A 12406-nucleotide genomic window follows, 5' to 3' on the forward strand; every position below is an offset into this window, starting at 1 on the left:
TAATAATCAAAATGCATATGTTGCACATGAAAGTGAGCGAAAGTTTAACAGTGTTAAGCTAAAAGCCTTGCACTATCATGTCTTGCTCCACTATAAATCTCTTGGTTTTATTTTTTATTGCACCTAAAAGGTATTTTATCACTATATAGTTGTATTTACTAACAGTTTTTTCAATTTATATTATTTAACAACTAAACTTTCTACTTCGCCAAAGTCATTAATATCTACTATAAAACTACCGTTCGTATATTGTTCTGATAAATGAATATCTTTAATATCGCCAGTTTCTTGTTGTTTATTTGAATAGATTGTATATTGCTTTTGTCCTGGTTGGACAACTTCGGCAGCTACAATACGATGTGGTGCTTTCTTAAGTTCCTTCAACAATGTAAGTCCACGTTGTGCACGTTTTGCTGTTTGCAATACTTTAAATCCTATACGTTTTAATGAACCTCTTTGCGTAGCCATTAGAATTGAATCCTTTTCAGAAATCAATTGTGTAAGCACTGCATAATCCTCATCTTTTAAGTTAATAGATTTAACGCCAGCTGCTCTTAAACCAGTATCAGAAAGTTCATCACTACTATATGTTAATGACATACCTTTATGTGTAAGTACTGTAATCAGTTGTGGCTCTTCTATGCGCATGACATTAATAATTTCATCATCCGTTTTTAACTTCATTGATACTAATGGTTTATTAAAGCGTGAAGTTTTGAACATAGAAACATTACTTTTCTTAATCATGCCATCACGTGTAGCAAGAACATAAAATGCTTCAGGTTTAAAGTCACGTTCACAAAAGACATCTATAACATGTTCACCTTCATCAATAGGTACGATTTGCGATACGTGTTGACCTAAATCTTTCCATTTGATCTCTGATAATTTATGCACTGGAATATACAAGTAACGTCCTTTATTAGTAAATACAAGTGCTGTATCTAAAGTATTAACTTCTTGATATTTCAACAACTCGTCGCCTTCTTTGACACCAACTTCTTCAGCGCCACTTGCGTTAAAACTACGTAAAGAAGTACGTTTGATATAACCATGTTTTGTGACACTCATGATTACAGTTTCACTTGGTATCATAACTTCTTTGTCAATTTTGATTTCTGTAATTTCCGCTTCAATTGAAGACAAACGTTTTTGTTTATAGCGATTTCTTATTTCAGTTAACTCTTCTTTAATAACATTTAATAAGGCATCATGATTATCTAAGATATTTCTTAAAGCTTCGATAGTCTTTTTCAATTCATCATGTTCATTTTGAAGTTCAACAATATCTGTATTTGTAAGTCGATACAATTGCAACGTCACAATTGCTTCAGCCTGAGCATCACTAAAATCATATTCCGCTACTAAATTATTTTTAGCATCTTTTTTGTTTTTAGAACTTCTAATGAGTTTTATGACCTCATCCAAAATAGAGAGTGCCTTCATTAAACCTTCTACAATATGCATTCTACTTTCAGCATGGTTTAATTCATAGCGCGTACGTTTCGTTACAACATCAATTTGGTGATTGATATAGCTGTCAATAAATTGACGTATACCCATAAGTATAGGACGTCCATCACTAATCGCAACCATATTAAAGTTATATGCAACTTGTAAATCAGTATTTTTGTATAAGAAGTTCGCTACCGCTTCACTATTTACGTCTTTCTTCAATTCAATTGCTATACGTAAACCAGTTCGGTCTGTTTCATCACGTACTTCAACAATACCGTCTACTTTTTTATCTGCACGTAACTCATCCATTTTTTTAACTAGTGAACTTTTATTCACTTCATATGGTACTTCGGTAACGATAAGCTCTTTTCTGCCATTTCTTAGTTCTTCTAATTCTACTTTAGAACGGACAATAATTTTACCTTTACCTGTTTCATAAGCTTTCTTGATACCGTCAATACCTTGGATAATACCACCAGTAGGAAAATCTGGTCCTTTAATATATTTCATCAACTGGCTCACTGTAATATCAGGATTGTCAATATATTTAAGCGTTGCTTGTATTACTTCTGCCAAGTTATGCGGTGGTATATCTGTTGCATAACCTGCAGATATACCGGTACTACCATTAATCAATAAATGAGGTAACCTTGCTGGTAATACCATAGGCTCCATTGTTGTGTCATCATAGTTCGGCATAAATGGCACTGTTTCTTTATTAATATCTCTTAATAATTCTTCTGAGATACGACTTAATTTAGCTTCCGTATAACGCATAGCTGCAGCCGGATCATTATCAATACTACCATTGTTCCCTTGCATTTCGATTAATACATGGCGTAATTTCCATTCTTGACTCAGTCGAACCATTGCGTCGTATACAGAGGAATCACCATGTGGATGATATTGTCCAATGACATCACCGACAGTTTTAGCACTTTTACGGAAATTTCTATCATACGTATTTCCACTTGAATACATTGCATATAAAATACGTCTTTGAACAGGTTTGAGCCCATCACGAACGTCTGGCAATGCACGTTCTTGAATGATGTATTTACTGTACCTACCGAATCGATCGCCAATAACATCTTCTAGCGATAAATCTTGAATTATTTCACTCAATTTATTTCCTCCTCATCGGGGTTTTCCTGTTCTAGAATTTGAATTTCATTATTATCCAAAATACTTTGTTCTTGTTGTAAGCCAAATTCAACATTTTTTTCAATCCATTCACGTCGTGGTGCTACTTTATCACCCATTAACGTTGTAACACGTTTAGAAGAACGCAATTCATCTTCAATTTGTACTCTAATTAATGTTCGCGTTTCAGGATTCATTGTTGTTTCCCACAATTGATCAGCGTTCATTTCACCCAGACCTTTATAACGTTGTAATGTAAAGCCTTTACCTAATTTATCTTGTAATTGCTCTAATTCTTCGTCAGTCCAAGCATACTCAATTTTTCTCGAAGCACCTTTACCTTTTTCTAATTTATATAAAGGAGGTAGCGCAATAAATACTCTTCCAGCTTCTACTAAAGGTTTCATATACTTAAAGAAGAATGTTAATAACAATACTTGGATATGTGCGCCATCGGTATCAGCATCTGTCATGATAATGATTCGATTATAATTGCTATCTTCAATCTTAAATTCATTACCGACACCTGCACCAATTGTATGGATAATTGTGTTGATTTCTTCATTTTTGAATATATCATCAAGTTTAGCTTTCTCTGTGTTTATTACTTTACCTCTTAGCGGTAATATAGCTTGATACTTACGATCTCTTCCTAATTTAGCAGAACCACCTGCTGAGTCACCCTCTACTAGGTATATTTCTTTCTTCTCAGTATTTTTACTTTGTGCAGGTGTTAACTTCCCTGAAAGCAATGTATCTTTACGTTTGTTTTTCTTGCCTGAGCGTGCATCTTCTCTTGCTTTACGTGCTGCTTCTCTCGCTTGTTGAGCTTTCAGTGCTTTTTTCACTAGAGATTTAGATAATTGCCCTTTTTCTTCTAAATAATACGGCAATTTGTCAGACACAACAGAATCAACTGCACTTCTAGCTTCTGGAGTACCCAATTTAGACTTGGTTTGGCCCTCGAATTGAAGTAATTCTTCCGGAATACGTAATGATATAATTGCTGTAAGTCCTTCTCTTATATCATTACCATCTAGATTCTTGTCTTTCTCTTTTAATTCGTTAATACGTCGTGCATAGTCATTAAACACACGAGTCATAGCTGATTTAAATCCAACTTCATGCGTGCCGCCATCTTTAGTACGTACATTATTAACGAAACTCAAGATACCTTCTGAATATTGATCGTTGTATTGAAATGCTACTTCTACTTCAATTTTATTCGCTTCACCTGAAAAATTAGCGACTTCGTGTAATACTTCTTTGCCTTCATTAACATAACTCACAAATTCTTTAATGCCATCTTCATAGTGGTAAACATCTTCACGTTCTTTACCAGCTCTTAAATCTCTAAGCGTGATTTTTAGGCTTTTAAGTAAAAAAGCCGACTCTTGCAATCTTTCACTTAACATATCGTAATTAAATGAAGTTGCTGCTTTGAAAATTTCAGGATCCGGTTTAAACGTTACTTTCGTCCCTGTTCTTTTTGTTTTACCGTGTTTTTCAAGTCCTGATGATGGTTTACCGCCATTTTTAAAACTTTGGGTATATATCGTACCATCTCTATAGATTTCAACCTCTAACCATTCACTTAGCGCATTGACAACTGATGCACCTACGCCGTGTAAACCACCTGAAGTCTTATATCCCCCTTGTCCAAACTTACCGCCTGCGTGAAGTACCGTGAAAATGACTTGAACTGTAGGCTTCCCTGATGTGTGGATACCTGTGGGCATGCCTCGTCCATTATCTTCTATAGTAATACTTTCATCTTTATTGATAGTTACTATAATTTCACTACCAAAACCGTTTAATACTTCATCGACGGAATTATCGACAACTTCATACACTAGATGATGTAATCCACGTTTATCGGTAGAACCAATATACATACCAGGTCTTTTTCTTACGGCCTCTAACCCCTCAAGAACCTGAATGGAATCATCCGAATAGTTATTTTGTTTATTCATTGCCAATCGTTTCGCCCTCCTACAAACATACGTTCGTTTTTAAAACTATACATTAGTTATTCTTATATAAATCTGGATAAATTGCAAGCACCAAATCAATTTTCAAAAAATAATTCATTTCTATATGAAAATTTTTATTCGTCTTATTATGGTCTTATATGGTAAAATAATTTTAATGTCATTAAAGGATGTGGATTATATATGATGATGATTATAATCATGTTGATACTAAGTTACCTCATTGGTGCATTTCCAAGTGGCTATGTAATAGGGAAATTATTTTATAAAAAAGATATCAGACAATTTGGTAGTGGCAACACTGGCGCGACAAATAGCTTTAGAGTATTAGGTAAACTAGCAGGATTCCTAGTTACTTTCTTAGACATATTTAAAGGTTTCATTGTTGTCTTCTTCCCACTATGGTTACCTGTCAGTGCAGAAGGTCCTATTAGTTCATTTTTCACAAATGGATTAATCGTTGGTGCTTTCGCAATTTTAGGTCATGTATATCCAGTTTACCTTGGATTCAAAGGCGGTAAAGCCGTTGCTACAAGTGCTGGCGTTATACTCGGTATGAATCCTATCTTATTAATTATATTAGCAGCTATTTTCTTTATAATATTGAAGTTAACAAAATATGTTTCGCTTTCAAGTATTATTGCGTCAATCTGTTGTCTTATTGGTGCTGTACTCATTCGAGACATCATCTTGGTTATCGTTAGCATCGGTGTGGTTGTATTACTAATCATTAGACACCGTTCTAATATTGTAAGAATATTCAAAGGTGAAGAACCTAAAATAAAATGGATGTAACTATTACACAAGTCACTATGTAAACAATCAAGTAATTAAAAAAAGCTAGAGGACATCATTGTCTCCAGCTTTTTATTTTTAGCTTAAGACCCCTAACATCCACATACGAAGAAGTAATTTCTCCGATCACTTTAAAACATCATTACTTCTATTATACTACTAATGTAGCGCTTTAACATAGATTTTCGCTATTTCACATATGTCTAAATTGTTTTTAAATAATTTTCTAATAATTTATGCTATAATATCTTTAGTATTACTCAAAACGGGTAATGTATATAATACTAATTTTTAGATTAGTGACTAACTATCATAAGTTAAGCACTTGTGAACCGAAAGGAGACTTTTATTATGGAAATAGAACTTTCAAATAATGCAGTGTCTTGGTTTAAAGAGGAACTTGAATTACCCGAAGGTGACAAAGTCTTACAATTTTTCGTTCGTTATGGTGGAGAATTCCAGTTAAAACAAGGATTTAGCCCTGCCTTTAGCGTAGACAAAAAAGATGAAGTTGAAATTGGTTACGAAAACAATTACGAAGGTTTAGACGTTGTAATCGCTGAAAAAGATTTATGGTATTTCAAAGATGATAATTTATTCATCGATATAAATGATAGCGTTGACGAGATTTCATATACTACAAAATAATATATAGTTAAATTATTTTGAACTTAAGTTAATGTACAATAGTGTTGATTATTATCTTTCTTCTATATAATATTGCTTACACAATTGTATTGAAACTATTATATTCAAATGATTTACTATTAGTATAATTAAGCAAGGTTTCGAGATAAAGCATTAAAGTTAAATAAGAAAAAGGATGATTTCTATTAAATACTATAGAAATCATCCTTTTTTATTTGTCTTGTCATGTATCATTTCATTAATACTTAACCCAAAACATTATTAAGTTTAACACCTCATACAAGCTCTAACGTTTCGCCTGCTTTATTTCTTTGATCAATATCAAGATAAGCTGTGTGCCACTCTGGGAAATACTTGTCTAGTCTAATAGGCTTAAAGTCTTCTTTTTTAATACAGGTTAAAGTAGTAGACCCTGTAGTCGCTAGCTCGCCTACTTCATTAAAAATTTCATAACGATAGACATATCTCAACCTAGAATATTTATCTACCCAAGTCTTAATTGTTACCTTTTCTGGATAAGTGATAGATTTAATATATTTAATGTCTATATCTGTTACAGGTGAGATAATACCCGCATCTTCCATGTCTTTATAACTGAAGCCTAATTTAGAGATATAATCTGTACGTGCGACTTCGAACCAAGTAGGATAATTACCATGATAAATCACTCCCATTTGGTCAGTCTCTTGATAACGTGATTCTATTTTTGTCATACTGTAAATCATTTTACGTCCTCTTTTCAAATACACATAGTCAATTATTACACATTAAATATTAACATAAAAAAGGGAGCAGGACAGAAATCAACGTTTGATCTCATTTTCCCACCCCCACAAGACTGATTAGATAAAGAAATACAAGTGCTTAAGCTCTTGAATAAGAACTTAAAACAAGTGAATTTATATATCAGACAGTTACTGTGTAATCTTTAAGTTATTAATTACTAGCTAATTTTTTTCTTAGTACAAGTTGTAAGATACCACCATGACGGTAATAATCCATTTCCACATTGGAATCAAAACGTGCAACTGCTTCAAATTCAATGACTTTACCATTTTCTTTTTTAGCTTGCACTTTAACTAAATCATGAGGTTTAACATTTTCATCAATATCAACTGAAATAACTTCAGTTCCATCGATGCCTAAACTTTCTGAAGACTCTCCGTCTTTAAATTGTAAAGGTAATACACCCATCATAACTAAGTTTGAACGGTGAATACGTTCGTAACTTTGAGCAATAACTGTTTTAACACCTAATAGATTTGTACCTTTAGCTGCCCAGTCACGTGAAGAACCCATGCCGTAGTCATTACCTGCTAATACTACTAAACCAGTGCCATCTTCTTTATATTTCATTGCTGCATCGTATATTGGCATTTGTTCACCTGTTGGCCAATATGTTGTGAACCCGCCTTCTGTACCTGGAGCCAATTCGTTTTTAATACGAATATTAGCAAAAGTACCACGGACCATAACTTCATGGTTACCACGACGTGAACCATATGAGTTAAATTGACGAATTGGAACATCGTGATCCAATAAGTATTTACCTGCTGGTGTGTCTTTACCAATAGCACCTGCTGGCGAAATATGATCAGTTGTTACTGAATCTCCAAATTTACCCATAACACGTAAGTTCTTAAGTGATTCAATTGTTCCTGGCTCTTTAGATAAGCCTTGGAAGAATGAAGGGTTTTGAATGTAAGTAGATTCAGAATCGAAATCATATAATGGTTTATCTGTAACATCGATTTCGTTCCACATTTCATTATTGTTGAATACCGTTGCATATTCTTCTTTGAACAATTCAGGTGTAACGACATTATCTACAGTATCAGAAACTTCTTTAATTGTAGGCCAAATGTCTTTTAGATATACATCTTCGCCATCTTTGCCTTTCCCTAGAGGTTCATTTTGTAAATCGATATTTACTGTACCTGCTAAAGCATAAGCAACAACTAATTGTGGTGAAGCTAAGTAGTTACCTTTAACTAAAGGATGGATACGTCCTTCAAAGTTACGGTTACCTGATAATACAGATGTAACTAATAAATCTTCTTCTGCTATAGCTTTTTCAATTTCTTCTAGTAATGGGCCAGAGTTACCAATACAAGTTGTACAACCATAACCTACAAGATTGAATCCAAGTTTATCAAGATAATCATTTAATCCTGAATCATTTAAATAACCTGTTACAACTTTTGAACCAGGCGCTAATGAAGTTTTAACGTATTCTGGAACTTCTAAACCTTTTTCAACTGCTTTTTTAGCAACAAGTCCAGCACCTAACATTACATATGGGTTAGAAGTGTTTGTACATGATGTAATCGCAGCAATAGCTAAGTCACCAGTTTTCATTGTTGTACTTGAACCGTCTTTAAATTCAATATCAACAGTTTTATCAAATTCGCTTTCATCAAATCCGTGACCTTGGTTACCTGCTGGTGCAGTAACTGATTTTTGGAATTCAGATTTCATATCACTTAAGGCAATTAAATCTTGAGGACGTTTTGGTCCTGCTAATGAAGCTTCAACAGTTGATAAATCTAATTCAACAACTTTAGTATATTCTGGTTCGTCTTCTTCTACGGTGAAGAACATGCTGTTTTCTTGTAAATATTTTTTCACAAGTTGGATTTGATCCTCAGAACGACCTGTTAAGCGCATATATTTTAATGCTTCTTCATCGACTGGGAAGAAACCACAAGTCGCACCATATTCTGGAGCCATGTTTGCGATTGTTGCACGGTCTGCTAATGGTAAATGTTGTACACCTGGACCAAAGAATTCCACAAACTTGCCAACTACGCCTTGTTTACGTAACTCTTGAGTCACTCGTAAAGCTAAATCTGTAGCTGTTGCACCTTGTGGTAATGCGTTAGATAATCTAACACCAATTACTTCAGGAATTGGGAAGTATGAAGGTTGACCAAGCATTCCGGCTTCAGCTTCGATACCACCTACGCCCCAACCTAATACACCAAGACCATTAATCATTGTCGTATGTGAGTCCGTACCAACTAATGTGTCAGGAAATGCTACTGTTTCACCATCTACTTCACGAGCATGAACAACATTTGCTAAATACTCTAAGTTAACTTGGTGAACGATACCAGTTGCTGGTGGCACTGCACTGTAGTTGTTAAATGCTTTAGTAGCCCAATTTAAAAATTGATAACGTTCGTAGTTTCTTTCAAACTCTAATTTCATATTACGTTCTAATGCATCTGGGTTTGCATAACTATCAACTTGAACCGAGTGGTCAATAACTAAATCTACTGGTACTTCTGGATTGATTTTATCCAAATCTCCACCTACATCATTCATTGCTTTACGTAATGATGCTAAGTCTACAACAGCAGGAACCCCTGTGAAATCTTGTAGAATAACACGTGAAGGTTTAAATGGTACTTCGCCTTCTGTGCCTTTAGTGAAATCAGATAATGCTTTGATGTGTTCATCAGTGATTACAAAACCATCTTCTTGTCTTAAAACAGACTCTAGTAATACTCTTATTGAGTACGGTAATTTTGATACTTTCGTTAAACCTTGTTCTTCTAACGTGTTTAAATCATAAAACGTATATGATTTTCCGTTAAGCTCAAACGATTTTTTCGCTTGTTGTTTGATATTAGAAGCCATAAAAATCCCCCTTGAAATTTATATTGATTATATGCCGTTATCTGAATTGTATAATTAAATGCAACTTAAAACAACTACATAAGACTAGAAACCTATATAATTTAGATTTGATTTTTCAATCAGTATGTATAAGTATAACTTATCACGCTATGATTGTGTAATAAGTTAATGTTATCAATTGAGAATCATTATCAGCTATATTTAATTTTATATACATTTCTTTTTACTATTTTACATAGTTCTATTTACTTATATTTTTTATTTATATTAAATGCTTTAACATTAGCCGCTCATACTCAATACTTAATCTTTTTGCGCACAAAAAAACTGGGGATCCATTAGGATTCCCCAGTTAGTTCACATTATTTTTCGTTTTTTTCATTGTCTCTTAATGGTTTACGTCTTTCAATAATGTCATCTTCATAATCGTCTTCTTGATGTTGTACATAATCTTGCAATCTATGTTTGTTAGGTGCCAATGTTAAGCCTAAGAACTTACGCTCTTTGTTCGCATCTTTGTAGAATGAAACCATCATCATTATAACTACAAAGGAGAACGGTAAGGCACTTATAATGGCGGCACTCTGAATCGCATTCAGGGCTTGTGCGCCATCACCACCACCAGCAAATAATAATACGAAAGCAATTAATGACTGTGCGATACCCCAAGTGACTTTAACGTAATTCGAAGGATTTAATGAACCATATGTTGTTTGCATTCCTAATACAAATGTCGCTGAGTCAGCTGATGTAATAAAGAATGAAGCAATTAATACCAATGCAATTATTGATAATATAATGCCCATAGGTATTTCGTTAAATACAGCAAAGAGTTGTGTTTCTACAGTCATGTCGAATATTTCAGGATTTTTCTTACCAGTTTCAATACCTAGTACACCAAATACACTGAACCAAACGAAACTTACTAATGCAGGTACTAAGAGCACACCAGCGATAAATTCGCGGATAGAACGTCCTTTAGATACACGTGCAATAAATATACCTACGAATGGACTCCAGCTTAACCACCAGCCCCAATAGTAAAGTGTCCAACTAGACATCCATTCATTTTTTTGAGGGTTTAAAGCTGCTGTATCAAATGAATTAAATAAGAATGTGTTCAATAGACTACCTGTTGAACTTGTCATCATATTTAAAATTAATACTGTTGGCCCAATAATTAGTACAGCTACCATCAATATTAAACCTAAACTAATATTTAGGTTACTTAAATATTGGATACCTTTACTTAATCCAGACCAAGCACTCATAAGGAATAATATTGTTACAACTAATATGATAAGTCCTTGTATCCATATATTAGTTGGGACGCCAAATAAGTAATTCAAACCACCATTGATTTGTAATGCACCCATACCAAGTGATACGGCCACACCTACAACAGTAGCAAATACTGCTAATACATCAATCATTGTCCCGATAGGACCTTCTACTTTATCGCCTAAGATAGGACGTAAAGTTCTAGAAATAAGTCCTGGTTCACCTTTTCTAAATTGAGCATACGCAAGCGCTAATGCTACTACGCCATAAATTGCCCATGCGTGGAATCCCCAGTGGAAGAATGTTGCGCGTAAACCTTCAGTATACGCTTCAGTTGTTTTTGGATCTGCAGTTGGTGGGGCAGCAAAGTTAGCCATTGGTTCAGCCGCACCATAGAATACAAGTCCAATCCCCATACCAGCACTAAATAACATTGCAAACCATGAAATCGTATTAAACTCTGGCTTGTCATTTGGTTTACCTAGTTTCAGTTTACCAATAGGACTAAATATTAGGAAAACACAGAAGAAAACAATGAGCGTTGTAAGTATTAAATAATACCATCCAAGTTTGTCCGTTATCCATAGTTTGATTGTATTCGTAACAGTGTCAAACTGTTCTGGTAGAAATGCACCAATAAGTACTACAATCGCTACGATAATCGCACTATAGATAAAAACTGGAGATATCTTCTTACCGCTAGGTTGGTTGTTAGAAGAATTCATAAATAATAACTCCCTTTCTCATCTTATTTAATTTTTAAAAAACCTAAATAGAAAAATTACAATAATTTCTATTTTTATCTTTCGCCACGTCTTAGAATAACAAACCCCCGAGTTAATATCAAATTTAGTTAAAAAAACTATTCTCTTTATTTGAAACTTATTGTATAATAAAATTTATATTTAATTAAGAGGTGTTATATAATGTTAAAGGAATTTAAAGAATTTGCATTAAAAGGTAATGTCTTAGATTTAGCAGTAGCTGTAGTTATGGGTGCAGCTTTCAACAAAATTGTTACAGCACTAGTTGCATACATTATCATGCCTCTAATTGGTTTGATTTTCGGAACTGTTGACTTTGCAAAAAGTTGGACGTTTATGGGTATCGAATATGGTATGTTCGTACAATCAATCATAGATTTCATTATCATCGCTTTTGCATTGTTCATATTTGTTAAAATTGCAAATACATTAATGAAACCTGAAGAAGACGAAGTCGAAGAAAACACTGTATTACTAACAGAAATTCGCGATTTACTACGTGAAAAAAATTAATCAAACTAGCCTTAGACATTTGATGTTTATTGCTTTTAAATACCAACAAAATCTATCGATTCCGTTGGTATTTTTTATGCCTATTTTTGCGTATAATCTTAAAACTGTAAACATAATTTAGCTTTTTATTATAAAATAAGTGTTTCAATAAAAAATGATATAAACAAACCA

8 protein-coding genes are annotated in these 12406 nt (G+C 33.7%); 3 read left to right on the top strand and 5 right to left on the bottom strand.

Translation table 11 applies throughout. The annotated features are described in order from the left end of the window. Positions 1–180: 180 nt before the first annotated feature. Together parC and parE are read right to left on the bottom strand one after the other, a co-directional pair. Positions 181–2583 (bottom strand): DNA topoisomerase IV subunit A, encoded by a 2403-nt coding sequence (gene parC / locus PYW44_RS07470; protein ID WP_021338799.1) that lies wholly within the window; start codon positions 2581–2583, stop codon positions 181–183. Beyond that, positions 2580–4574, bottom strand: coding sequence for a DNA topoisomerase IV subunit B (parE, locus tag PYW44_RS07475; protein ID WP_031265907.1), 1995 nt, complete (start codon positions 4572–4574; stop codon positions 2580–2582). Before parE ends, parC begins: the two co-directional genes overlap by 4 nt. A 204-nt stretch (positions 4575–4778) precedes the next feature. Here parE and plsY point away from each other — a divergent pair, with 204 nt between their 5' ends. Both plsY and PYW44_RS07485 read left to right on the top strand, forming a co-directional pair. After that, on the top strand, positions 4779–5387 hold the full coding sequence (gene plsY, locus PYW44_RS07480; protein WP_107513936.1) for a glycerol-3-phosphate 1-O-acyltransferase PlsY: 609 nt from the start codon (positions 4779–4781) through the stop codon (positions 5385–5387). A gap of 351 nt (positions 5388–5738) precedes the next feature. Beyond that, positions 5739–6035, top strand: a complete 297-nt coding sequence (locus tag PYW44_RS07485; RefSeq protein ID WP_002507692.1) for a HesB/YadR/YfhF family protein — start codon at positions 5739–5741, stop codon at positions 6033–6035. A 275-nt stretch (positions 6036–6310) separates the two neighbouring features. Here PYW44_RS07485 and menI read toward each other — a convergent pair whose 3' ends face one another. The 3 genes from menI to PYW44_RS07500 form a co-directional block, all read right to left on the bottom strand. Beyond that, on the bottom strand, positions 6311–6760 hold the full coding sequence (menI, locus tag PYW44_RS07490) for a 1,4-dihydroxy-2-naphthoyl-CoA hydrolase MenI (protein WP_002507693.1): 450 nt from the start codon (positions 6758–6760) through the stop codon (positions 6311–6313). A gap of 211 nt (positions 6761–6971) precedes the next feature. Beyond that, the gene (acnA, locus tag PYW44_RS07495) at positions 6972–9677 is read right to left on the bottom strand and encodes an aconitate hydratase AcnA (RefSeq protein WP_021338797.1); all 2706 of its coding nucleotides are present in this window, start codon (positions 9675–9677) and stop codon (positions 6972–6974) included. Positions 9678–10039: 362 nt separating this feature from the next. Next, positions 10040–11683 (bottom strand): glycine betaine uptake BCCT transporter, encoded by a 1644-nt coding sequence (locus PYW44_RS07500; protein WP_021338796.1) that lies wholly within the window; start codon positions 11681–11683, stop codon positions 10040–10042. A 201-nt stretch (positions 11684–11884) separates the two neighbouring features. On the opposite strand from PYW44_RS07500, the gene mscL reads away from it, so the two are divergent. Next, a complete protein-coding gene (gene mscL, locus PYW44_RS07505; protein WP_002507696.1) occupies positions 11885–12235 on the top strand; it encodes a large conductance mechanosensitive channel protein MscL in 351 nt (116 codons plus the stop codon). Positions 12236–12406 lie beyond the last annotated feature (171 nt).

Source organism: Staphylococcus equorum (assembly GCF_029024965.1).
Lineage (GTDB): Bacteria > Bacillota > Bacilli > Staphylococcales > Staphylococcaceae > Staphylococcus > Staphylococcus equorum.

What these genes read in the sequence shown, in the direction of transcription:
- acnA (WP_021338797.1), bottom strand. Translation starts at nt 9,677, where the DNA reads ATGGCTTCTAATATCAAACAACAAGCGAAAAAATCGTTTGAGCTTAAC.
- plsY (WP_107513936.1), top strand. Translation starts at nt 4,779, where the DNA reads ATGATGATTATAATCATGTTGATACTAAGTTACCTCATTGGTGCATTT.
- mscL (WP_002507696.1), top strand. Translation starts at nt 11,885, where the DNA reads ATGTTAAAGGAATTTAAAGAATTTGCATTAAAAGGTAATGTCTTAGAT.
- menI (WP_002507693.1), bottom strand. Translation starts at nt 6,760, where the DNA reads ATGATTTACAGTATGACAAAAATAGAATCACGTTATCAAGAGACTGAC.
- PYW44_RS07500 (WP_021338796.1), bottom strand. Translation starts at nt 11,683, where the DNA reads ATGAATTCTTCTAACAACCAACCTAGCGGTAAGAAGATATCTCCAGTT.
- PYW44_RS07485 (WP_002507692.1), top strand. Translation starts at nt 5,739, where the DNA reads ATGGAAATAGAACTTTCAAATAATGCAGTGTCTTGGTTTAAAGAGGAA.
- parE (WP_031265907.1), bottom strand. Translation starts at nt 4,574, where the DNA reads ATGAATAAACAAAATAACTATTCGGATGATTCCATTCAGGTTCTTGAG.